The organism is Pantoea endophytica (assembly GCF_002858935.1).
Taxonomy (GTDB): Bacteria; Pseudomonadota; Gammaproteobacteria; order Enterobacterales; family Enterobacteriaceae; genus Pantoea; species Pantoea leporis.
Genome location: NZ_PJRT01000025.1, coordinates 22,222 through 45,780 on the forward strand (window position 1 = coordinate 22,222; position 23,559 = coordinate 45,780).

Annotated in this window: 16 protein-coding genes; 5 read left to right on the top strand and 11 right to left on the bottom strand. The window is 54.6% G+C overall.

The window, feature by feature from the left end; all coding sequences use genetic code 11:
* The first annotated feature begins 1 nt into the window (after position 1).
* Entirely contained in the window at positions 2-736 is a 735-nt protein-coding gene (locus PZBJ_RS15090) for a MerR family transcriptional regulator (protein WP_101763312.1), read from the top strand.
* 169 nt (positions 737-905) lie between these two features.
* Here the strand turns inward: PZBJ_RS15090 and PZBJ_RS15095 are convergent, their stop codons facing one another.
* Genes PZBJ_RS15095 through osmF form a run of 4 tightly spaced genes read right to left on the bottom strand, consistent with a single transcriptional unit; the run spans position 906 to position 4,643 of the window.
* Positions 906-1,637 (bottom strand): ABC transporter permease, encoded by a 732-nt coding sequence (locus PZBJ_RS15095; protein WP_101763145.1) that lies wholly within the window; start codon positions 1,635-1,637, stop codon positions 906-908.
* Positions 1,637-2,572 (bottom strand): ABC transporter ATP-binding protein, encoded by a 936-nt coding sequence (locus tag PZBJ_RS15100; protein WP_101763146.1) that lies wholly within the window; start codon positions 2,570-2,572, stop codon positions 1,637-1,639. The genes PZBJ_RS15095 and PZBJ_RS15100 overlap by 1 nt, the downstream gene beginning before the upstream one ends.
* Positions 2,565-3,731: an ABC transporter permease gene (locus PZBJ_RS15105; protein WP_101763147.1), complete on the bottom strand. Its 1,167-nt coding sequence runs from the start codon at positions 3,729-3,731 to the stop codon at positions 2,565-2,567. The genes PZBJ_RS15100 and PZBJ_RS15105 overlap by 8 nt, the downstream gene beginning before the upstream one ends.
* 3 nt (positions 3,732-3,734) lie before the next feature.
* Positions 3,735-4,643, bottom strand: coding sequence for a glycine betaine ABC transporter substrate-binding protein OsmF (osmF, locus tag PZBJ_RS15110; RefSeq protein WP_101763148.1), 909 nt, complete (start codon positions 4,641-4,643; stop codon positions 3,735-3,737).
* Positions 4,644-4,858: 215 nt separating this feature from the next.
* Between osmF and PZBJ_RS15115 the strand changes: the two genes are divergently transcribed.
* Positions 4,859-6,325 carry an MFS transporter gene (locus tag PZBJ_RS15115; protein WP_101763149.1) on the top strand — a complete coding sequence of 489 codons (1,467 nt, stop codon included), beginning with the start codon at positions 4,859-4,861 and terminating at the stop codon, positions 6,323-6,325.
* A 39-nt stretch (positions 6,326-6,364) separates the two neighbouring features.
* On the opposite strand, the gene idi is transcribed toward PZBJ_RS15115, so the two are convergent.
* A complete protein-coding gene (gene idi, locus PZBJ_RS15120) occupies positions 6,365-6,898 on the bottom strand; it encodes an isopentenyl-diphosphate Delta-isomerase (protein WP_101763150.1) in 534 nt (177 codons plus the stop codon).
* Between the two features lie 853 nt (positions 6,899-7,751).
* Here idi and PZBJ_RS15125 point away from each other — a divergent pair.
* A complete protein-coding gene (locus PZBJ_RS15125; protein WP_101763151.1) occupies positions 7,752-9,980 on the top strand; it encodes an AAA family ATPase in 2,229 nt (742 codons plus the stop codon).
* 614 nt (positions 9,981-10,594) lie between these two features.
* On the opposite strand, the gene PZBJ_RS15130 is transcribed toward PZBJ_RS15125, so the two are convergent.
* Complete coding sequence (locus tag PZBJ_RS15130; protein ID WP_101763152.1) at positions 10,595-12,490, bottom strand: methyl-accepting chemotaxis protein; 1,896 nt, start codon at positions 12,488-12,490, stop codon at positions 10,595-10,597.
* Between the two features lie 152 nt (positions 12,491-12,642).
* The gene (locus PZBJ_RS15135) at positions 12,643-13,755 is read right to left on the bottom strand and encodes a suppressor of fused domain protein (protein WP_008102641.1); all 1,113 of its coding nucleotides are present in this window, start codon (positions 13,753-13,755) and stop codon (positions 12,643-12,645) included.
* A gap of 225 nt (positions 13,756-13,980) precedes the next feature.
* Between PZBJ_RS15135 and PZBJ_RS15140 the strand changes: the two genes are divergently transcribed.
* Entirely contained in the window at positions 13,981-14,274 is a 294-nt protein-coding gene (locus tag PZBJ_RS15140; protein ID WP_101763153.1) for a hypothetical protein, read from the top strand.
* Between the two features lie 3 nt (positions 14,275-14,277).
* Here the strand turns inward: PZBJ_RS15140 and PZBJ_RS15145 are convergent, their stop codons facing one another.
* Positions 14,278-15,141, bottom strand: a complete 864-nt coding sequence (locus tag PZBJ_RS15145; RefSeq protein ID WP_101763154.1) for an oxygenase MpaB family protein — start codon at positions 15,139-15,141, stop codon at positions 14,278-14,280.
* A 115-nt stretch (positions 15,142-15,256) separates the two neighbouring features.
* Entirely contained in the window at positions 15,257-17,554 is a 2,298-nt protein-coding gene (gene bglX / locus PZBJ_RS15150; RefSeq protein WP_101763155.1) for a beta-glucosidase BglX, read from the bottom strand.
* Between the two features lie 154 nt (positions 17,555-17,708).
* On the opposite strand from bglX, the gene dld reads away from it, so the two are divergent.
* Positions 17,709-19,418 (top strand): D-lactate dehydrogenase, encoded by a 1,710-nt coding sequence (dld, locus tag PZBJ_RS15155; protein ID WP_101763156.1) that lies wholly within the window; start codon positions 17,709-17,711, stop codon positions 19,416-19,418.
* A gap of 313 nt (positions 19,419-19,731) precedes the next feature.
* On the opposite strand, the gene PZBJ_RS15165 is transcribed toward dld, so the two are convergent.
* Positions 19,732-22,173, bottom strand: a complete 2,442-nt coding sequence (locus tag PZBJ_RS15165) for a DUF3772 domain-containing protein (RefSeq protein WP_101763157.1) — start codon at positions 22,171-22,173, stop codon at positions 19,732-19,734.
* A 254-nt stretch (positions 22,174-22,427) separates the two neighbouring features.
* On the bottom strand, positions 22,428-23,357 hold the full coding sequence (gene pbpG, locus PZBJ_RS15170) for a D-alanyl-D-alanine endopeptidase (protein WP_101763158.1): 930 nt from the start codon (positions 23,355-23,357) through the stop codon (positions 22,428-22,430).
* Positions 23,358-23,559: the final 202 nt, after the last annotated feature.

Here is a 23,559-nt window from a genome sequence, read left to right on the forward strand (position 1 = left end):
TATGGCCTTATACAGTATCGGGGATGTGGCCGAACGCTGTGGAATCAACCCGGTAACGCTTCGCGCCTGGCAGCGACGTTACGGTCTGTTAAAACCCCAGCGTACCGAAGGTGGTCATCGGCAGTTTGATGATGAAGATGTTCAGCGTATCGAAGAGATAAAACGCTGGATAGAGAGCGGCGTGCCCGTTGGCAAAGTGAAAGCGTTGCTGGAAGGCGCGACGGTCAATGTGGATGACGGTTGGTCGGCGCTGCAGGAAGAGTTGATGAGCGTACTGCGCCACGTTCGCCCGGCGAAATTGCGCGTTAAAATTGCCAATATTGGCCGGGAACATCCGGTGGATGCGTTGATCGATCACGTGTTTGTGCCGGTTCGCCAGCGTCTTGGTTTAGATCAGAACACCGCGCGCACCATGTGCAGTCTGCTTGATGGCGCGCTGATTGATTATGTGGCGTTTTGTCTGGCCTGTGGACGTAAAAAAGCCGGTAAAGATGCCTTGATGCTGGGTTGGGCGGTGGAAGATCGTACCCGCATCTGGCTGGAAGCCTGGCGTTTGTCGCAGCAAGGCTGGCGCATGGATGTGTTGGCGGAGCCGCTGGACATGCCGCGCCCTGAGTTATTCCCCGGACAAAACCTGTTTATCTGGACCGGCAAAAAGCCGACGCGTCGTCAGGTCGAGCAGTTTGAACACTGGCAGGCGCAGGGTTTTGCCATTCACCTGCACGATCCCGCATAAGTAAAATCGCACACACGGCCTTTGCCTGGCGTGGTGTGCGCGTTATCATGCCGCCCTAAATTTCTTTTCTCAGGTCTCCTCATGAACTGGAATAAACTCCTTATCGGTTCCCTGTTTGCCATCATGGCGCTTGGCGGCATGGGCGGCATGATGCTGGTCGGCTACAGCCTCATTGTGCATACCCACTAAGTTTGCGCTGCACGCGCTCTAGCAGGCGATCGCAAATCAACGCCAGCAGCGCCACCAGCAGCGCGCCCTGAATCACATAGGCGGTGTTAAAGCCGCTAAGACCGATTATCACCGGCGATCCCAGACTCTCCGCGCCCACCGTGGAGGCGATAGTTGCCGTGCCGATGTTGATCATCACCGAGGTTCGCACGCCCGCCATGATCACCGGTGCCGCTAGCGCCAGCTCAATCTGCCACAAGCGTCGCCACGGCCCCATGCCGAGGCCGACCGCGATTTCACGATTGCTGGCCGGTACGCTATCTAAACCTGCCAGCGTGCCCTGCAAAATCGGTAGCAAGCCGTAGAGAAACAGCGCCATCACCGCGGGCGTGGCACCAAACCCCATCACCGGCACCGCAATCGCTAACACCGCAACCGGCGGAAAGGTTTGCCCGGCCGCCGCCACGGTTTCCAGCAGCGGACGAAAGGCGCGCCCGGCGTGACGCGTAGCAAACACCGCACAGCCAACGCCGACCAGCAACGCCAGCAGGCTGCCGCTGACCACTAACGCCAGATGCGCCAGCGCCAGCCGCCAGAAACTCTCCTGCTGATAGAGCGGACGCTCCAGCTGTGGAAACCAGTGAGCAAACAGCGGACCGCTGTGCGGCAAGCCCCACAGCAGCAGCAGAAAGGCCGCCAGCAGCCAATAGAGCGGATCGCGTAACAGCCGCATCAGCTCGCCTCCTGCTGGCGCAGCAGATCGCTGAAGTGCAGCACGCCCAGCGGCTGTTGCTGCTGATCGATCACCGGCAATTTGTCGGTGCGGCGCGCAATAAATTGCGACAGCGCTTCACGCAGCGTCAGCGATTCAGCAATCGGTTCGGCGTCCAGCCATTCACCGCGTCGCGCCGCGCTGCCCGCACGTCCCAGCGCCAGCAAACGCACGCCGAGCTCGCTGCGACCAAAGAACTCGCGGGCAAAGTCGTTCACCGGCTGCGTCAGCAGATCGATTGGCCTGCCCTGCTGCACGATTTCGCCGCCGTCCATCAGCACCAGCTGATCGGCCAGCGTCAGCGCTTCGTCGATGTCGTGCGTCACCAGCACCACGGTGCGACCGGACATTTTCTGAATGCGCAGCATCTCGTGTTGCAGCGCCAGACGGTTAACCGGATCGAGCGCGCCGAAAGGTTCATCCATCAGCAGCAACTCGGGATCGGCCGCCAGCGCACGCGCCACGCCGACGCGCTGCTGCTGTCCGCCCGACAGCTGATGCGGCATGCGCGTCGCCAGATGGCTGTCGAGATTGAGCAGCGCCAGCAGCTCCTCGACGCGTTGAGTGATCTTCGCCTGCGGCCAGCCGAGCAGCGAGGGCACGGTGCCGATGTTCTTCGCCACGTTCCAGTGCGGAAACAGGCCAATCGACTGAATGGCATAACCGATGCGGCGGCGCAACGCGCGCGCATCCATGGTTTCGATGGCTTCTCCGGCAAAACGTATTTCGCCGCTGTCGTGCTCCACCAGCCGGTTGATCATCTTCAGCGTGGTCGATTTGCCCGAACCTGAGGTGCCAATCAGCACGGTAAAACTGCCCTTCTCAATCTTCAGCGACAGGTTACGTATCGCCTCTTTGCCAGCGAACACTTTGCTCACCTGGTGAAATTCAATCATGACGTCTCTCCAGCAGTGCCGACAGTAAACGCAGCAGCGCATCAAAAATCACCGCCAGCGCCACCACCGGAATCACGCCCAGCAGCACCAGATCCAGCGCGCTGCTCAGCAATCCCTGAAAAACAATGGCGCCGAATCCGCCCGCCCCAATCAGCGCCGCGACCACCGCCAGGCCCACGGTTTGCACCACCACCACGCGCAGCCCGGAGAGCCACACCGGCAGCGCCAGCGGCAGTTCGGCGTGCCAGAACTGTTGCCACGCGCTCATGCCCATGCCGCGCGCGGTTTCACGCACTTCCTGCGGCACCTGCTGCAAACCGGCCACCACGCTGCGCACCAGCGGCAGCAGCGCGTAGAGCACCAGCGCAATCAAGGCCGGTGCAATACCGATGCCGCTGATGCCCCAACGGGCCAGCAGCGGAAAATGCGCCACCAATCCCGCCAGCGGCGCAATCAGTAAACCGAACAGCGCCACCGACGGCACCGTTTGAATCAGGTTAAGCACGCTAAATGCGGCATTCTGCCAGCGCGGACGCCGCGCAATCGCCAGCCCGAGCGGCAATCCGATGATTACCGTCGGCAGCAGCGTGCCGCCCAGCAGCCACAAATGCTGCGTGAAGGCCGCATCAAACACCGCCGTGCGGTTGGCGTACTCTTTCAAAAGCGAGAGACGATCAAGATGACCGCTGAGTAACAGCGCCAGCGGCAGCAGCCAGATTTGCAGGTTGAGCACAATGCGCCACGGGGTACTGCGGGTGATTTGCCGGACCGCTTCCGCCGCCAGCAGCAGCGCCAGCGCCGCCGCACACCACAAGCCGCTGCCAAACGCGGTGCGCGCCAGCGGGCTCCCGCTGTTCGCCAGTTGCGTGGCCTGTTGTCCGGCCAACCAGATGAGTAAGGCCAGCAGCACTTCCGCCGCCAGCAGCACCGATATCGCGTGAATGCGGCGCGGCGGCCACCACAAGCTCTGCCACAGCCACAGCAACGGGATGAACAGCAGTATGCTGTTGGTCACCTGCCATAACGTCAGCGGCTGGCCAGAGACCAGCCGATTGGCGGCAAAGCTCAATAGCGGCAAGGCAAACAGCGCCAGCGTGATAAGCGCGATTAACACCAGCAGCACCGGCTGCTGGCGCGGTCGGAATAACAACGACGACACTGCTTACAGCAACTTATTGGTCTGTAGCCACTGTTTCGCGACCTGGCTGGCATCCTGACCATCCACCGCGATCTGCGCATTCAGCTGCTGCAGGGTTTTCTCATCCAGCTTGCTGAAGACCGGCTGCAGCCAGTTGCCGATGTCCGGATATTGCTTGAGCACGCTTTCGCGGATCACCGGCGCAGGGGCATAAATCGGCTGCACGCCTTTCGGATCGCTCAGCGTTTGCAGGCCCAGCGCCGCTACCGGACCGTCGGTGCCGTAGGCCATCGCCGCGTTCACGCCAGAGGTTTGCTGCGCCGCCGCTTTGATGGTCACGGCGGTGTCGCCACCGGCCAGCGACAGCAGCTGCGCCTGCTCCAGTTTGAAGTTGTAGGCTTTTTCAAACGCCGGTAACGCATCGCTGCGTTCAATAAATTCCGCCGAGGCAGCCAGTTTGAAAGTGCCGCCTTTTTTCAGGTAAGCGCTGAGATCGTCCAGCGTGTTGAGGTTGTTCTTCTGCGCCACGTCGCCGCGCACCGCAATCGTCCAGGTATTGTTAGCTGGCGCGGGCGTCAGCCACACCAGATGATTTTTCTCGGCGTCGAGTTTTTTCACCTTCTCGTAGCCCTGCTGAGCGTTCTTCCACGCCGTGTCTTTTTCATCGTTGAAGAAGAATGCGCCATTGCCGGTGTATTCCGGGTAGATATCCAGCTCACCAGCGGTGATCGCGCCGCGCACCACTTGCGTGGTACCGAGCTGGATTTTATTGACGGTTTTTACCCCATGTTTGTCCAGCACCTGCAGAATAATGTTGCCGAGTAGCGAGCCTTCGGTATCAATTTTGGAACCAACTTTCACCGGATCCGCCGCCTGCGCTGCACCCATGCTCATTGCCAATGCCATCATTCCCAATAAACCCTGCTTTATCATCCCGCTTCCCTCATTTGTTTTCATTGTGTGACTATCAAGCGTAGCCTGGCGAAAGGGGATAGGCGCGGTCAAGCGGCTTACTTCGTGCTTTTTTTGCTATCAATTGCCTATCGGTTATAACCAAAACGCAGCACATATAACCAATTGGAATTTTCGATGTTAAGACGGCGGCTTATGCTCACAGTCCCACTCCTTACAATAAATTACAAAACATCATGACCGACTTAGCTTCTCCAGCGCATGTCGCGCAGGCAGGGAATGTCCCCACCGGTGAGACCAAATGGATCCGCAGCGCGGCCGATGTCTCCGGGCTGGTGAACAACAGCAACGAATCACGTAGCAACGCGCGCATCGTCATCGCGATTGCGCTGGGCGGCGTGTTCCTTGACGCCTACGATCTCGGCGCATTGGCGTTTGGCATCAAAGACGTGACGCGCGAGTTCCAGCTGACGCCCGCAGGCACCGGCATGGTGGCATCGGCGATTACCTTCGGTGCGATTGTTGGGGCGCTGATTGGCGGCTACCTCACCGACAAAATCGGCCGCTATCGCGTGTTTATGGCCGACATGTTCTTCTTCGTGGTGGCAGCGTTAGCCTGTGCGTTTGCGCCAAACGAATATGTGCTGGCCGGTGCGCGCTTTGTGATGGGCCTCGGCGTCGGGATCGACTTACCGGTGGCGATGGCGTTTCTCGCCGAGTTTTCGAAGCTGCGCGGGCAAGGCAATAAGGCCGCCAGCGTGGCGATGTGGTGTCCGACATGGTACGCGGCGATCAGTATTTCCTACCTGCTGGTCCTGCTGCTGTATGCGGTGTTGCCCGAAAGCCACACCGATTGGCTGTGGCGTTTGATTCTGGGTTTTGGTGCGGTGCCTGCGCTGCTGATCATCGCCATTCGCAGCCGTTACATGAGTGAGTCGCCGATTTGGGCAGCCAATCAGGGCAACCTCACAGGCGCGGCGGAGATTCTGCGCAACTCTTACAACATCAACGCGCAGGTGGCGGATGACGCCGATCTGACGCCGCAGAAAGCGGTACGTAAAGCCAGCTGGCGCAACTACGGCGCGCTGCTGCAGGGCGTCTATCGTCGTCGTACCATTCTGGCAACCGTCACCTCCATCGCCTCGTCATTTGCCTATAACGCGGTGGCGTTTGGCCTGCCGGTGATTATCTCCAGCTTCTTTGCGCAATCGATGCTGACCACCATTCTGGTGTCGCTGGCGCTGAATCTGCTGTTTGCTTTTGTCGGCGGCTTGCTGGCGGTGCGGCTGGTGCCGCGTCTGGGCGCGTGGAAGATGTCGGTGGCCGGTTACGCTTGTCAGTGCGTGGCGCTGCTGGGATTGGCGTTGATTGGTCGTCCGGAAGGCGGCGAACAGGCGGCGGTGGCGATTGCCATGCTGGCGCTGTTCCTGTTTGGTCAGGGCTTTGGTCCCGGCTCGCACACCATGACATTTGCCTCGCTAAGCTATCCGGCTTCGCTGCGCGGCGTGGGCGTCGGCTTCAACCAGACGCTGATGCGCGGCAGTTCCACCGTGTCGCTGTTCACCTTCCCGCTGCTGGTGGCGGCGTTTGGTACCGGCGTGTTCTGGGTGATTTTCCTTGCGCCGCTGATTGGCTTACTGGCGCTACTGGCGATTCGCTGGGAGCCGTCGGGTTACGACGTGGATGCGGAAGATTTTCAGTGATGGATTAACAGAGGTCGCCATAAATGGCGACCTTCGTCTTTAAGCCGTCAGGCGAAACTCGCCCAGCGTATTGGGAATGCGCGGGAAGGTATGCAAAAACCACGGCGTGAACTGCGCCGGATTCTCCTGCATCTCCTGCTGAATCTGCGCAATCGAGCGATAGCACCATGCATCCGCCTCTTCCGGGTTGAGGACCGGCTGCTCATCGCTGATGGCGAAGAACACGTGCCCATATTCATGCTCGGTCAAGCCGTTACTCAGCGGCAGGTTGTAGCTCAGCTCAAACACCGGCGTTAACGCAACATTCATGCCCATCTCTTCACGCAAACGGCGCTCGGCGGCATCGCGCGTGGATTCCTGCGGATAGGGATGACTGCAGCAGGTGTTACTCCACAATCCACCACAGTGATATTTAGTGCTGGCACGGCGTTGCAGCAGCACTTCATGGCGCGAATTGAACACGTAAACCGTCACCGCGCGATGCAGCAATCCTTTTTCATGCACTTCCAGCTTTTCCATTTTGCCGATAGGGCGATCGAGGTGGTCAACGAGAATAACTTCAATGGCGGGCATGACAACTCCTTCGGAAAATTCGCAGCTATTGTACACAACCTCCAAGGGGTTGATGGAGGAAATAGCGCACATTCCGTGCGTTAACGTGGGCACATTAAAGCGTAGCAGCCTGCGGAGGATTCATCGTAAAAGAGGGTAGATTGACGTTATCGCCCTAACTCTTTCAGCTCAATTGGCGGACAGTAGCAGGATGCGCGGGCAGCTTATCGCATGAAGCGCCCCACACCTGGTTGTAAATGAAGTCTGTCAAACCTTCGATCACACACGCGTTCGAGATCACAACGTGCCGATGTGCCACCCAACTTTCATTGCGCTATTCCTTTAATATGAATTTAAAGCCTACGCTGCGTCAGTTTGAATTTTGAATGTAAGGTGAAATGACATCAAGTGCGGCAATATCTTTCCAAAGTTGCTTTCCTCATAGTTCAGCCAAGCGTTTAGTCGAGTCATGAATGATGTCATTAATTACTTGAACATTTTAATGATCCAGCGTTATTATATCTGAACATATACCGTTATTAACTATCCCAGTTATGATTTAGTAGATTGTATATGGCTAGTTGAAGCCCTGCGTACCTTACTATCAGCTAACTTGTTAAAATATAGCAACATTTCTTTTATCTATTCATGACAACCCTCTAAGTATGCATATTATTGAATATATACATATGTTAACTTTTTAAGGATAGTGGAGGTTCGAATCAGTCAACGGAGGATTGGATTTGGGATAATGTATGAGATGAAGTACCAAACTTGACACCGACGCATTAAACTAACGATTATCTAATTGAATAAATATCAACATGTAATTTAAACAGCATGCCATAAACTTAATTAAATGTGAGATATCAAAATGGAACTTAGATTAAAAAACATAACAAGTTATAGTAAAGAACAAACCACAAAAATAGACTTAAGAAAAAAAATAAACATTATTTATGGACAAAATGGCGCTGGGAAGTCAACAATATCCAATTTTTTCTATAACATGAGCGATGCATCTTTTAAGGAATGTGAGTGTACATTCATTCAACATTATCGACCTTTTGTATATAATGCTAAATTTATTGAAGAAAACTTCTTCAATACTGCCGAACAAAAAGGAGTTTTTACCCTTAGCAAAGAAAATGCTGATATCGAAAAGGAAATAGCCGAAAAAGAATCAGAAAAACAATCACTTACAAAACAATACTTAGAAAAAAAGGCTTATTTGGATAATTTAGTTGAAAATGAAAATAAAGCAGAAATTAAATGTATTGATGCAGTCTGGAGTAAAACAGAAAATATCAGAGCATCCTCTTTAAAATCATTAATGAAAGGAAGTCTAGGCAGCAAAAAATCATTCTTCGAAAAATTAAAGCCTTCTCAAAGGCTTCCTGGAATAGATCTTAACTCACTCATTCAAGAATATGATGAGTTACTAAGACATAACAATATAGAATCCCCAACAATTACCTTACCAATAAAAGACTTTTTATTACCTAGTGAACATGACCTATTAGCAACACCTATTATTGACCTCAGTAATAGTTACCTTTCTGATAATATAAAAGAATTGAATAACCTTGACTGGGTGAAAACTGGTAAAGAGCTATATCTTAGAGAAAAAACTTGCCCTTTTTGCCAAGAAAAAACAATAAGCGATGACTTCACAAAAGCTATCGAATCAATCTTTGATGAAAGCTATAACAAAAAAACAAATCAAATAAAGATAATTAAAAACAAATTAAGCAAGGAAATGGAAGATAACTTACAACTGGTCGAACTTGAGCTAACACAATGCTTAATTTTAACTGACGATGAAAAAAATAAATCTTTAACATATATAAAAGTATTGCATAAAATTCTTAGTGCAAACATTTCATTACTCAATGATAAAATAAACAACCCTTCGATATCGATTACTTTAAATTTCGACAACGAATCCTACAATAATATTTTCGAAGACATAGTTAAATATAATATTAAAATTAACGACATTAACGCAAAGTCTAAAACTTTCAAACGTAGTGAAAACATTATTCAAGGAAAAATATGGGCAGGAGCGAAAGATTTTTGCCATATAGACTTTGATGACCTAAACAAAAGCAGCTTGAAAAATAAATCATTAATAGAGATCGCAAGAAAAGATTTAGATTTAATAATTAAGAAAGGAAAGGATAATAACAATCGGATATCAGAATTACGTACTAATGTCTCGAACATTGATTTAACAATAGATTCTATTAACAACAGACTTAAAAACCTTGGCATTGACAATTTCAGCATAAAAAAACACTTATCTAGCGAAGATAAATATGTCATCTCGCGTGCAGACAATACCTCTACTGAAGGGGTATATCGCTCACTTAGTGAAGGTGAAAAAACCCTAATTACTTTCCTTTATTTTATAGAATACTGCAAAGGGAAAACTGATAAATTAGATTATGATAACAGGGAATCGCTTATAGTTATTGATGATCCAATTTCAAGCTTATCGCAAAACTACATTTATGATATAGCATCAATGATTCACTTTGAAGTTCTGGAAACTCCTCAACCTAAGAAGATAATAATACTTACCCATAACTTATACTTTTTCCATGAATTGGTTAAATTGGCGCCCCGAAGCAGAAATGATAAAATTTTCAAGAGAGATTATAGTCTAGGAAGAATAAGCAAAAACACGCATAGTACTTTCGAGGAAATTGAAAAAAGTAGTTTGAAAAATGAATATCAATCTTTATGGCAGTTATTAAAAGATGCTCAAGATGGAAAAATTAATAAAATTATTATACCTAACATAATGAGAAATATACTTGAATATTACTTTGCATTCGTACATAAAACAGATGCACTTCAAGCTGAACTCATAAAGCTTGCTAAAGATGAAAATAACCAAAGCTTTAGAGCATTCTATCGTTTTATTAATAGAGGCTCACATTCAGATGCAGTAAACATTTCAGACATGGGTGACATTTCACCTCAAAAATATATAGATCAATTAAAGAAAATATTTATCATGACTGGCGACGAAAAGCATTATATTAAAATGATGGAAATAGATGAGCCGGACGAGGAAGATGAGGTTGCTACCGCTTAGGCCGCATATCATCGGGTTGGGTAAGAACGACGGTGTTTACACACCGTCTCCCAACGACCAAAACGATAGCGATTGTACTGACGTACGTTCACTAGTTTTAACATGAGGTAATCTCCATGCAAGCACCATTGTTGCCAATAGCAGCCTTTACACCCTTTGTATAAAGCTAATACGAAGAGTTATGCAAAGTAGATATCCCAAGCGGTAACCCGGGGATTTTATTGTATTCTGATGAAAAGGTCCACTACATACCATCGAATTAGTTGTATAAGCTTTTTTTCACGTAAACGTTGTTAACGTTCCCCACGTCAAAATAATGGTTTCCATTACAAAGGAGTGAAAGCTTGGTTAAGCAAATCTATGGGATCTAAATGCCTTCGACTTACATGCCTCAACAAAAAAGTTAATGATGAGTTGTTAAGAGGTGCAGTTGATTCAAAATCGACTGAATCGCCCGCAATCGCCGATTTTTGATCTTTTATTGAAGGGTAAGTTAGTTGATCGCTGCACAGGTGCCAATACTACGCTGCATACCGTGCGTGAAGAGATTCGTAATCAGTTTTCGCAAGCGGTTTGATAGCGGTCGCCATGCATGGCGACCGACTCCACAAAACTTACAGCTTAAAGCTTTGCACCACCTGCTCCAGCTGCACGCTTTGCTGCTGCATCGACTGCGCGGCGGCTGAAACCTGCTCGACGAGCGCGGCGTTCTGCTGAGTGCTGCCGTCCAGCTGGGTAATCGCCACGTTAACCTGATCGATGCCCATGCTCTGCTCGCGGCTCGCTGACATGATTTCGCTCATCAGCGTAGTCACGCTGCTGACGCCCTGCATCAGCTCATCCATGGTTTGCCCGGCCTGCTCCACCAGTTGGCTGCCGGTATCAATATTCGCCACCGACTCCTCAATCAGCTTCTTAATTTCACGCGCCGAGTTAGCCGAGCGCTGTGCCAGGTTGCGCACTTCCGAGGCCACCACGGCAAAACCGCGCCCCTGTTCACCGGCGCGCGCCGCCTCTACCGCGGCGTTCAGCGCCAGGATGTTGGTCTGGAAGGCGATGCTGTCGATGACGCTGATGATATCAACCACTTTGCGCGAAGAGTGATTAATCGCGCCCATGGTGGTGACCACCTGACGCACCACTTCGGTGCCGCGTGCCGCAACCTGCGACGCGCCATCCGCCAGCTGATTCGCATGCGTGGCGTTATCGGCGTTCTGACGCACCGTGCCGGTCAGCTCTTCCATTGATGCTGCCGTTTCAACAATCGAACTGGCCTGCGATTCGGTACGCGCCGAGAGATCGGCGTTGCCGCTGGCAATTTCACGCGAAGCCGCCGTAATCGCCAGCGCGCTATCGCCCACCTGACGCATCAGGCCTTGCAGATAGGCGATGAACTGGTTGAAGCTCTGCGCCACGGCGTTGAATTCCGGGCTATTACTGGCGGGCAGACGCTGCGTCAAATCGGCACCGCCGGTCGATAAAGCTTCAATGTTGCTGTTCAGCACCGCGAGGCGTTTCATCATGGCGCGCACAAAGCCCAGCAGCACCAACAGCAGGATCACCGCCAGCGGAATCTGCACCAGACCCAGACGCGTCAACATGCTGTGAGTTTGCGCATCCAGCAAGCTCGACGGCACATCGCTGGCGAGATACCACGGGCTACCGGCAATCGCCTGCACGAACAGCGTGTGTTCGCCATCTTCACCTGCAAAGGTGGTTTGCGCGGGCTGGCTGCCCGCCTGCGCCAGCAGACCTTTTAACGCGGACGCCATCGGCAGCTGGGTATCGGCGAGGTTTTCCAGCTTCGGCGCACCATCCACCAGCGCGGCGTTACCCACCACTTTACCGTCAGCTTCAACGATCAGTACGCGGCCCTGAATCGCCTCACCCATCTGTTTTGCCAGCTGGTTGAAGAAGCCGAGCGTTACGTCAATGGTCGCTACGCCCCATACGGTGCCATCGCGATAGATCGCCATTGCACAGTTGGTACGCGGCTGCGGGCTGGCGGCATCCTGATACGCTTTCGCCCACGCGCACTGGCCCTTCGGCGCAGCCAAACCATCTTTGTACCAGGATTGCTCCCAGTATTTGTCGGCGGCGTCCGAGTTCCAGTAAGTGTTGACCTGCAGCTGGTTACTGGCGTTGCGCGCAAAGAACGAGCTGTTTTTCTCTTTGGCCGGATCGCGACGGTTCGGTAACGGCCAGATGCCACCGCCGAACACGTTGCTGTCCTGATATTGGTTAACTAAGGCGGGCAGCAAGGTATCAATGGCTGCGCTGTCCATCACGCCTGCGGCTTCGGTAATGGCGCGCTGCTGTGCCTGGACGCGGTTCATCTGCTCGACGATGCGTCCGGCCAGGCCGTCCACTTCGTAACGTACCAGACGACTTTCATTTTCGGAGAGTTGCGGAGCGATAAACTGATTAATTACCAGCACGGTAACCAGCATCAGACCGGCAAAAAAGGCGACCAGCGTCGCGGTGAAACGGGATTGTGTTGTTTTGAACATTATGTGTGCCCTTACCCTGGTTGGCGAGTTGCCTGATCGAGGTTAACGGCGTGTTAATGGGGAACTTGAGGTGAGCACGATCACAAAGCAGTGAAATAGTTGATTTGGGTGATAATTTAAAATCGTAGGGTCGGCATCGATGCCGACCTGATTTACGGAGCGGGAGTTTCAACCACTTCCTGGCGCGGCCGGAACACATGATTATTGCCGTCCGCCAGCAAACGTTGCAGCAGCTGCTGCCCACCGCGATCGTCAGCCTGCGCAAACTGGCGTTCGGCTTCAGTAATTGGCGTGGACCACAGCAGATTCACGCGATCGCCATCGCGTTTCGGCAGGCGGAATTGCGCCGCTTCGGGAGCGAGATCGTTGGCCAGCAGGAAGCTTTCAAAGCCAACCGGCGCCACTTCCGACGCCAGCGTATGCCCTTCGCCAATCCAGGTCAGGCGCGCCCACGGCAGATGGGCAAACTCAGCCAGCGCGCTCGCCATCTGCACCGCATTGGCTTCGGTCATCACTTCACCGTCTACCGCCATCGCCAGCTCGACGCGGCGATACTGCGGCGCCAGCTCGTCAAACAGGTGATCCACCTGCGGCATCGGACGGATCCCCATGCCCAGCGTCAGGAAATACCAAACGCCATTGTGCAAGTGCTGCGAAATCGCCATTGGCGGCCAGTTGCCTTGATCGATGGAGTAATATTTTACCGATTCGCCAAACTGCGCCTGATAACACTGCATCAGCTCGCGCTGCACCACATCCCACAAGTGTCCGTCGTGCCAGTCACGCCAGAAGTGACGCTGCTGTTCAGCGCGCGCGTAGTAATCGTTGGTGGAGGCCGATCCCAGCGGTGCGGTCAGGCGATTCTCTTTGATGCAGGCAGCAGAAAAACTCACCTGCTTATCCTGATACAGGCTCCAGCCAGGGATCACCGCCAGCAGCTGACCGTAATACCACAGCGCGGCGCCGTCGTCGCTGGGCTCCCACAGCACCTGCAAGCCGGCGGGATCGAGCATCGGCTCGGCTTCCAGCGTGCGGCAATACTCGGCACTGAGCAGCGGCGCGATGCCCTGCTCCATCGCTTCACGATCTTCCTGCGCGGGCGCAGGCAGCAGGTTACGCAGCCAGCAGCCGCGCACCGCGTATTGGCTGCGAAACAGGTCATTCGGCCAGATATAAAAATAGGCCGTACGCGCATCCTGCTCGACGATCGCGGTTAGTGTGTGTTGCTGATTCGGCACCTCAGCAATCAGAGGTTGGTGGGTCATAACGCCTCGATATTACCTGGAGGAATCCATTTTCCCCGAGAATAGAGCAGGATCGGCACTCGTGCCATGTGACACAAGGGTAAAACTCTCAAAGTGCCAGAAGGGAAAGATGAGTGCGGCTTATCAATTGCCGCTTAACACGCTGACAAGCTTCAGATTAATTTGCGATTCTTTTACCATTTCGCGTGATATGGTTTGCGCATTCACCTCTTTGGAGCTGCCATCATGGTGCTGCAAAACCTCGATCTGAACCTGCGTGACATGGTTATTTTCGCGATGTTGGTGTGGCTGTTTATCCGTTATACATGGGTGATGACGTCGCTGACGCTATTGCTGGGCGGCGTGGCGTTGCTGGTGTTATTACCGCTTGATATCTATTACAGCCTGCTGCCGCTGGCGCTGATTGGCCTCGGACTTGGCATGATGCTGCACCATTATCAGCAACGTCAGCAGGCACTAAAACGTGAAGCGCGCACACCGCGCACCTACACGCAGAAAGAGGATGAGCTGCATTTGTAACGCTTAGCGGCCCATGCGCTGCATGGCGCGGGTATAAGCGCCGCGCTGAATCGACCAGCGCAGCAGCCCGGCAATCACCGCCATTTCCCGATCCACACGCCACTGCGTCAGCGGCCCAACCGGCTGCTGAATCTGCTGTTGTGCCCAGTCAGGCAACAATCCCATCCCCGCTTTCAGCATCACGCGCATTGCCGGTCTCGCCTGCCAGCTGGGTGCAGGCGCGTTAATCAGCAACTGCATCACCTCCAGCGTGCGCGCATCACAGAGCAACTCGGGCCGCATCAGTTGTAGATACGCCTCAACCGCCTGCACGCTTTTCGGCACCCGCTGTGCGCCAAGCGCCTCGGCAACTAATGCCGCTTCCTGATAGTAACGATCCTGATCGGCCAGGCTGAGCTGCGGATTTTTGTAGCGCAGATGCGCCGCCAGAAAACGGCTGGTTTCCGCAACGTGTACCCAGGTAAGCAGATGCGGATCGCTGGCGGCATACGGCTTGCCCGCGTTATCGACGCCGGTGACGCGCAGGTGAATCCGTTTGACGCGGTCGATAAGGATGTTGGCATCGGCGGTGTTACCGAAGGTGGTGACGGCGATAAACTGGCTGGTGCGCCGCAGGCGGCCCATCATGTCCTGCCGGAAATTGGAGTGATCCCACACGCCCGCCAGCGCCGCCGGATGCAGCATCTGCAGCATTAAGGCGCTGATACCGCCGCACAGCATCGAGGGGAAGTCGCCATGGACGCGCCAGATAACGTGGTCCGGGCCAAATAAACCGGGATCGCCAGGCGGTTGCGAGATGTCGAATTCGTTGAGTGACAGGCCGTTGAGGCGGAAGACTTGCTGTTGGATGCGTTCGCGGATGTTCATGGGTTTGTGCGCTCATTGGCCTGGTCGGCATGAATGCCGACCCTACAAATCACCGAAGCATAACATGTAGGGTCAGCATTCATGCTGACCGAGCGAAAGAGCGCAACAATCTTACTTACAGATAATCAAACTGCGCATCCTGCGTGCGCACTGAATCCAGTCCAATCATCACGTTGAATTTGCCTGGCTCGGCAACCTGCTGCATCTTCTGGTTCCAGAATTTCAGCGCATCAACGTCGATCTTAAACTTCACGGTCTGCGATTCACCGGCTTTCAGCATGATGCGCTGGAAGCCGCGCAGCTCCTGCACCGGACGGCTAATGCTGGCGACCGGATCGTTGAGATAGAGCTGCACCACGGTTGCACCATCGCGTTTACCGCTATTGGTCACGGTCACTGACGCTTCCACCGAGCCGTTACGCGGCATAGTGCGTGACGACATCTTCACCGGCGACACCGTGAAGGTGGTGTAGCTCAGGCCGTAACCAAACGGATAAAGCGGACCGTTCACCGCATCGTAGTAGTGCGAGGTGTACTTGTTCGGCTTGGCGAAGTTGTAGGGACGACCGGTTGGCAAGTGGTTGTAGTAAATCGGAATCTGTCCCACCGAACGTGGGAAGGAGACCGGCAGCTTGCCCGACGGGTTGTAATCGCCGAACAGCACATCGGCGATCGCGTTACCGCCTTCGGTGCCGCTAAACCAGGTTTCCAGCATCGCATCGGCTTGCTGATCTTCCTTCACCACCGTCAGCGGACGGCCGTTCATCAGCACGATCACCAGCGGTTTGCCGGTGGCCTTCAGTGCGGCCAGCAGCTTCTGCTGACTTTCCGGGATCACCAAATCGCTGCGGCTGGAGGCTTCATGCGCCATGCCCTGCGCTTCACCCACGGCAGCCACCACCACATCAGCTTTTTTCGCCTGCGCTACCGCTTCGTCAATCAGCTCCTGCGGTGAACGCTTGTCCACGCTGACCGCCTGCTCATACAGATTGAGGAAGTCCTGAATGCCTTTGTTGTCGGTGATGTTAGCGCCTTTGGCGTACAGCACCGTGCCTTTGCCCGCCATCGCATTGCGCACGCCTTGCAGCAGCGGAATCGACTGTTTCGCCACGCCGGCGGCCGACCAGCTGCCCATGATGTCGCGCTGGCTATCCGCTAGCGGACCCACCAACGCAATGGTGGCGTCTTTCTTCAGCGGCAGCGTTTCGCGCCAGTTTTTCAGCAGCACAATGCTTTTACGCGCCACGTCACGCGCTTCGGCGCGATGCAAACGGCTTTCCGCATTGGTGTCCTGCGGATCACTCTCTTTCGGCCCTAAATGACTGTAAGGATCGTTAAACAAGCCCATGTCATATTTGACGTTCAGCACATGGCGCGCGGCATCGTCCACTTCCGCCATGCTCACCGCGCCGCTCTTCACCAGGCCCGGCAGATATTTGCTGTAGTACTCGTCGCTCATGCTCATGTCGATGCCTGATTTCATCGCAATGCGCACCGCATCCTGTGGATCGCTGGCTACGCCGTGTTTAATCAGTTCTTTAATCGCACCGTGATCGCTAATGGTGATGCCTTTGAACTTCCAGTCGCCGCGCAGGATGTCTTTCAGCAGCCAACTGTCTGCCGTGGCCGGTGTGCCATTCAATGAGTTAAGCGCCACCATCACGCCACCGCTGCCCGCATCCAATGAGGCTTTATACGGCGGCAGATAATCCTGGAACAGGCGCTGCGGGCTCATGTCGACGGTGTTGTAATCTCGTCCACCTTCCACTGCGCCGTAGGCCGCGAAGTGCTTCACGCTGGTCATGATCGAGTAGCGATCCGCCGCGCTTTTGCCCTGCATGGCTTTCACCATGCTGCTGCCCATTTGCGCGCTGAGGAAGGTGTCTTCACCAAAGCCTTCCGAGCCGCGTCCCCAACGAGGTTCGCGGGACACATCAACCATCGGCGCCCACGTCATGTTGAGGCCGTCATCCGCGGCTTCATAAGCAGAGACGCGTCCCACCTCAGCGGTGGCATCCAGATCCCAGCTTGCCGCCAAGCCAAGTGGAATCGGGAAAATGGTGCGCTGACCGTGCACCACGTCATAGGCGAAGAACAGCGGAATTTTCAGGCGGCTGAGCTGCATCACCTGATCCTGCATGGCGCGAATATCCTGACGCGTCACGGTGTTAAAAATTGCCCCGACCTGACCGTGCTGAATCATGTCGCGAATCGCCGATTTTGGCGTATCCGGTCCTACGCTGATCAAACGCATCTGCCCGATTTTTTCATCAAGGGTCATTTTGCTGAGCAGCTGATTCACAAAGGCGTCGCGCGCCTGTTCAGTCATCGGATGTGGGCCAAACAGATCGTCCGCGAAAGCGGGTTGCATGGCTAAGGAGACAGCGAGGCTAACAGAGTAAATCCATTTCATCAGGTCGGGTTCTCTTAAGTGACTGCGCAATATCGAAATAACCGGGGCAGTTTGCCACAAGATGAGGATAGCAGGTAGCCACCATGTCACACCGCGCTCCTGTCGCTGGCGCATGCTACAGTAAAAGCGCCATGTTAAAGACAAGGATAGGCCAATGAATAACAACACTTCGCACCCTACTCTGCTCGCCGAACTGCGTCGTCTGGTCGGATCGTCGAACCTGTTAACCGACGCGGAACAGACCGCGCGCTACCGTAAAGGTTTTCGCTCGGGCGAAGGCGAAGCGCTGGCGGTGATTTTCCCCGGTTCGCTGCTTGAGCTGTGGCGTGCGTTGCAGGCGCTGGTGAGCGCCGATGCGATCATTTTGATGCAGGCCGCCAACACCGGCCTGACCGAAGGTTCCACGCCAAACGGCAACGATTACGATCGTCCAGTGGTGATCATCAGCACCTTGCGTCTGGATAAGTTGCAGCTGATCGACAACGGCAAACAGATCCTCGCCTTCCCCGGCAGCACGCTGTATCAGCTGGAAAAAGCGCTGAAGCCGCTTGGCCGCGAGCCGCATTCGGTGATCGGTTCCTCCTGCATTGGCGCCTCGGTAATGGGCGGGATTTGCAATAACTCGGGCGGTTCGCTGATCAAACGCGGTCCGGCCTACAGCGAAATGGCGCTGTTTGCGCAGATTGATGCCAGCGGCAAACTCAAGCTGGTGAACCATCTCGGCATCGATCTAGGCCATTCGCCGGAAGAGATGTTGGGTCGGCTGGATGACGATCGCTGGCAGCAGAGCGATGTGCGCTGGGATGAACGTCACGCCTCGGATCATGAATACGCCGACCGTGTACGCGATATCCATGCAGAGACGCCAGCGCGCTTCAACGCCGATGAGCGTCGCCTGTTTGAAGCCTCCGGCTGCGCCGGTAAGCTGGCGGTGTTTGCCGTGCGTCTGGATACCTTCCCCACCGAACCGCAGCAACAGGTGTTCTACATCGGCACCAATAATCCGGCGGAACTGGGCGATATTCGCCGCCATATACTGGCGGAATTTACCCATCTGCCGGTGGCGGGCGAATATATGCACCGCGACATTTTCGACATCGCCGAGGTGTACGGCAAAGATACCTTCGTGATGATTGATAAACTCGGCACCGACAAAATGCCGCTGTTTTTCACCCTGAAAGGCCGCGTGGATGCCTGGCTGGGCAAGCTGAGCTGGGTGAAACCGCATCTCACCGATCGTTTATTGCAGCGCGTCAGCAGCTGGCTACCGGCGCATCTGCCTAAACGCCTTAAGCAGTATCGCGACAAATATGAGCATCACCTGATGCTGAAGATGTCCGGCGACGGCGTTGCCGAAGCGCAGGCCTATCTGACCGAATATTTCCGCGAAGGCGGCGGCGCGTTCTTCGCCTGTGACGCCAAAGAGGGTGCGCACGCGTTCCTGCATCGCTTTGCCGCCGCCGGTGCTGCGGTACGCTATCACGCGGTGCATGCCGATGAAGTGGAAGACATTCTGGCGCTGGATATCGCGCTGCGTCGTAATGATGAAGCGTGGTTTGAACGCCTGCCGCCCGAGTTCGATAACGATCTGAGCCACCGTCTCTACTACGGCCACTTCTTCTGCCACGTGTTCCATCAGGATTACATCGTGAAAAAAGGCGTGGATGCGCATGCGTTAAAAGAGAAGATGCTGGCGATTTTAGCCGCGCGCGGCGCCGAGTATCCGGCCGAGCATAACGTGGGCCATCTGTATCAGGCAAAACCGCAGCTGCAGGCGTTTTATCAGCAGCTCGATCCCACCAACAGTTTTAATCCAGGAATTGGGAAAACCAGTAAGCAGAAGGGTTGGGCGGTGAAAGTTTGAGACCGGGCGGTGGCGGTAAATGTGCCCTTTTTAGCAGCACTCACTGAAGCTTAGGAGCAGGCCGGGGACGCTTTTGGACCGGCAATCCGCAGCGCTGAACGAAACGAGGAAGCCAGGAGAGCCCGCAGGACGCGGGCGAAAGGCGGAGCCGGGACAGGGACGTCCCGTCTCCGCCGGTCCGTCAGGCAAACGAGCGAAGTGAAGGTACCGCGCAAGCGGCGCGAGGACCGCCGGACCAAAAGTGGCCCCGGCCTGCGCACTCGTCGTCGGCTTAACTGACGAGCATTAGGCCATAAATGGCCACCCTACGCATTTATGGCAACGGATCGCTTTGCTGATCTTGTGCTGCGGCCACGGCGCGGCGCTCGATGATCATGGTCTGCGGCGTCGACAGCATAATGCCCTCTTTACGCAGACGCGTCAGAATATCGAACAGCAGATCGCTCTTGGCACCGGAAATCTGGCGTTGGCCGGCAACGTTGCCGGTGACGCTCAACACGATACCCGCTGGCGTCAAATCTTTGAACGACACGGACGGCTCCGGCGTCTCCAGAATACGTTCGTTCTCCTGATACACTTCCAGCAGAATTTCACGCACCCGCACCGGATCGATATCCAGCGGGAACGTCAGCAAGATGGTGACCACGCCCTGCGCGTTACCCATGGTGGCGTTACGCACGTTCTGCGAAATAAATTGCGAGTTCGGCACAATCACCGTCGATTTGTCGCCGAGCTGAATTTCGGTGGCGCGCACGTTAATACGACGGATATCCCCTTCAATGCCGCTGATGCTCACCAGATCGCCCACTTTCACCGGACGCTCGGTTAACAGAATCAGGCCGGAAATAAAGTTCTTCACAATCTCCTGTAAGCCGAAACCGATACCGACCGACAAGGCGCTCACAATCCACGCCAGTTTGTTCCACTGCAGGCCCATAATCGACAGCGTCAGCAGGATAATCAGCACGTAACCGATATTGCTGAACAGCGTCACCAGCGACACACGCATGCCGACGTCCATGGTGGTTTTGGGCAGGAAATCTTTATCCAGCCAGCGACGCACCGAACGCAGCACGTAAATGCCCACCACCAGACAGAGAATCGCGTTCACCATGTGTGCCGGCACAATGTTCAGCGACTCCAGCCCTTTGCCGCCCCAGAACTCAATCACCTTCTGGATCAGCTCAATCGGCGTTGATGAGGCAAAGGTGCCGTTCAGCAGTGCCAGCGCCAGAATGGCAATCAGCACGGTTTTACCCAGCGCGCTGAGCAGCGTCGCCGCCTGTTGCAGGTAACGCTCATCAATATTCAGCGTGGTTTGCAGGCGCTTGCCGGTGGCATTGCTGGTGGAGAACAGGCTTTCGCAGCCGTCATTCACCAGATGGCTGAGGAAGTAGAACGAACCAAACAAAATGCCGCACCAAATCACTTCATAGCTAAGGAAGCGCGCCAGCGTGACGTAACCGATGATCAGTGAAATCAGAATGCCGAGCGCCGTCAGCATCAGCGCCAGCTGCACCAATCCCACCAACGTTGAACGCGCTTCAGGCTGCTGACCTTCCTGCACCATGCGGCGGCGTACGCGGTTGATGCGCATGCCGATCGCCAGTCCGGTACTGCCAATCAGCAGCGCGGTCAAGCCGTTAGCAAAAATGGTGGTATTCAGGCTGGTGCCGACGCTGTAGTTGAAGGCTTCCACCGTCTGGAAAATAAACACCAGCGCCGCAGTGAACGGCGGGAACGGCTTCAGCGCTTGCGCGACTTCGTTGGAGATGGCCGGCAAACGCCAGCTTGGGCGACGTGTGGAGAGGAACGCGCGGCCTAAGCCGGCAATCAAGCCGCAATAGACGCTGAGCTGCACCAGTCGATCAACAAAATCCTGCACATCACCCGAGACTTCATCACGGCGCGTAAAGGCCAGCGCGATGAAGTTAAAGGTGATCACCACCGCGGCCAGCGTGGTGAGCGCGGTGGTGGCGGCGAGGAAGCTGCGACGTAAGCGCCCTTCCGGCATCTTATGAATGCTGACCCAGGCAAAGAACTCTTCGCTGTAGCGACGGCCCAGCGTCATCACCAGCATCGCGGCAAACAGCCAGGCCACGGTGCCGAAACGCCAGCCAGATTCCCACGACAGCGCGGCGGTGTCCTGCAATTCAGTAATGAACTCGCTGATCTTCTCGCCATCAAGATCCTGACTGCTAACCAGCGGCGCCCAGAAGCGCGGGCCAAGGATACTGCCAGAGTTCAGCGCCAGCTGGCTTTTCAGCTGGTCACGACGCAGGTTGACGATCTGCGATGACAGCACCAGCGCACCGTTTTTGATGCCATCGGCTTGTTTGATCTGATCGTCCAGCTTGGCTTTCTGGCTCTCCAGCGCCGCACGTTTGCGCGTCACTTCAGGCGTCTCTTTCACGCCGCTATCGGCTTTCGGTGCCGGGCCAAGAACCGCCAATTGTGCATCCAATTGCTGGCCCTGCGGGATCAACGCCTGGCCGAGGGTTTCGGCATTACCGGAAAGCTCCAGCGCCATCTCATTAAGCTGGTTGAGCTGGCTTTCATTGGTATCGCCCGAGACCTGGCCTTTAATTTTGTCGAGAATTTTCTGCATCTTAGGCAGCTCGACCGAGGCATTCACCTTGGGTGCGGCGTCCTCTGCCTGATCGTTGGGCGGCGTATCCGCAGCCACGCTCAGCGTGGGAGCTAACAGCACAAGCAGCAGTAAAAACGGGGTAAACAGATGACGAAACTTGAACATATGAATGAGATTCCAGCGTAATAACAGCCGATAAACGCAAGTGCGATCGTGAATGGCGGCTAGTTTAAGACGTTGCCGACACTGAAACTATAGGAATGAAGGTGTAAAACTTTGGCGCTAACGATAAGCGTTTTTGCAGATGAGCGTAACAACACAACGCTCAATCTGTAGCGGCGCAATCTATTGCGCATCCTGCAGAATCTGCAATGGGCAATAGATTGCGCCGCTACGGTATGTGCGTGCTTTAAATCCAGTTATTCATTATTCGCGGTCAAACCTGACTTCTGCTTTTTGTACGCCAGCGCAGCGGCCGGAACTGGTGCGGCTTTGCCGGTTTCCAGCCAGTCGCGCAGACGGTTAGCATCGGCGAAATGGGTGTATTTACCAAAGGCATCCAGCACCACCAGCGCCACCGGACGGTTGTTGATCACCGTGCGCATCACCAGACAGTGCCCGGCTTCATCGGTATAACCGGTTTTGGTCAGCTGGATGCGCCAGTCGTTTTTGTACACCAGATGATTGGTGTTACGGAACGGCAGCGCGTAGCTCGGATGTTGGAATACGGCGGTGTCTTCTTTGGTGGTGCTCAGTTCGCCAATCAGCGGGTACTGTCGCGTGGCTTTCAACAGCTTGACCAGATCTTCCGCGCTGGAAACGTTCTGAATCGACAGGCCCGTCGGCTCGACATAGCGCGTGTGCGTCATGCCAAGTGAGCGTGCTTTGGCGTTCATGGCGCGAATAAACGCATCGTAACCGCCCGGATAGTGATGCGCCAGGCTGGCGGCAGCGCGGTTTTCCGAGGACATCAGCGCCAGTAGCAGCATGTTGCGGCGGCTAATTTCGCTGTTCAGTTTGACGCGGGAGAACACGCCGCGCATCTCAGCGGTATGGCTGATATCCACCGACAGCATTTCATCCATCGGCAGTTTGGCATCCAACACCACCATCGCCGTCATCACTTTGGTGAGTGAGGCGATCGGACGTACGCGGTTAGGATGGCTGGAAAACAGCACTTTGTTGTTTTCCAGATCGACAATCATGGCACTGCCGGAGGCGATTTGCGGTTGGGCAATCGGCGCCAGGTTTGCGAGTGCTGCCGGCGCAGCGAGCGCGGGCGTTATAGCGGCTGGCGCGGCGACAAACAGCGCCAGCGACAGCAAGGAAATACGCATTTTTGCAGACATCGTGTCAAAAAAATCCGGTCAGGAGTTTTGCGCTGTGTTGAGACACAGGCCGCCCGCAACAATCCAGACGGGATGCGGGCTGGCAGCAGTATCATACGCACTTACCTGAGAAATTTCTTATTGAGATTGTTTCCGGGCGTTAAAAAGGTCGCCATGAATGACGACCTTACGAGGTGGGTGCGTGTTGCGGGAAGGTCGCCAT

Bases quoted from the DNA above. Each gene is read 5' to 3' on its own strand.
- bglX (WP_101763155.1), bottom strand. From the start codon at position 17,554: ATGAAATGGATTTACTCTGTTAGCCTCGCTGTCTCCTTAGCCATGCAA.
- PZBJ_RS15115 (WP_101763149.1), top strand. From the start codon at position 4,859: ATGACCGACTTAGCTTCTCCAGCGCATGTCGCGCAGGCAGGGAATGTC.
- PZBJ_RS15165 (WP_101763157.1), bottom strand. From the start codon at position 22,173: ATGTTCAAGTTTCGTCATCTGTTTACCCCGTTTTTACTGCTGCTTGTG.
- dld (WP_101763156.1), top strand. From the start codon at position 17,709: ATGAATAACAACACTTCGCACCCTACTCTGCTCGCCGAACTGCGTCGT.
- idi (WP_101763150.1), bottom strand. From the start codon at position 6,898: ATGCCCGCCATTGAAGTTATTCTCGTTGACCACCTCGATCGCCCTATC.
- PZBJ_RS15140 (WP_101763153.1), top strand. From the start codon at position 13,981: ATGGTGCTGCAAAACCTCGATCTGAACCTGCGTGACATGGTTATTTTC.
- pbpG (WP_101763158.1), bottom strand. From the start codon at position 23,357: ATGTCTGCAAAAATGCGTATTTCCTTGCTGTCGCTGGCGCTGTTTGTC.
- PZBJ_RS15090 (WP_101763312.1), top strand. From the start codon at position 2: ATGGCCTTATACAGTATCGGGGATGTGGCCGAACGCTGTGGAATCAAC.
- PZBJ_RS15100 (WP_101763146.1), bottom strand. From the start codon at position 2,572: ATGATTGAATTTCACCAGGTGAGCAAAGTGTTCGCTGGCAAAGAGGCG.
- PZBJ_RS15130 (WP_101763152.1), bottom strand. From the start codon at position 12,490: ATGTTCAAAACAACACAATCCCGTTTCACCGCGACGCTGGTCGCCTTT.
- PZBJ_RS15145 (WP_101763154.1), bottom strand. From the start codon at position 15,141: ATGAACATCCGCGAACGCATCCAACAGCAAGTCTTCCGCCTCAACGGC.
- osmF (WP_101763148.1), bottom strand. From the start codon at position 4,643: ATGATAAAGCAGGGTTTATTGGGAATGATGGCATTGGCAATGAGCATG.
- PZBJ_RS15135 (WP_008102641.1), bottom strand. From the start codon at position 13,755: ATGACCCACCAACCTCTGATTGCTGAGGTGCCGAATCAGCAACACACA.
- PZBJ_RS15125 (WP_101763151.1), top strand. From the start codon at position 7,752: ATGGAACTTAGATTAAAAAACATAACAAGTTATAGTAAAGAACAAACC.
- PZBJ_RS15095 (WP_101763145.1), bottom strand. From the start codon at position 1,637: ATGCGGCTGTTACGCGATCCGCTCTATTGGCTGCTGGCGGCCTTTCTG.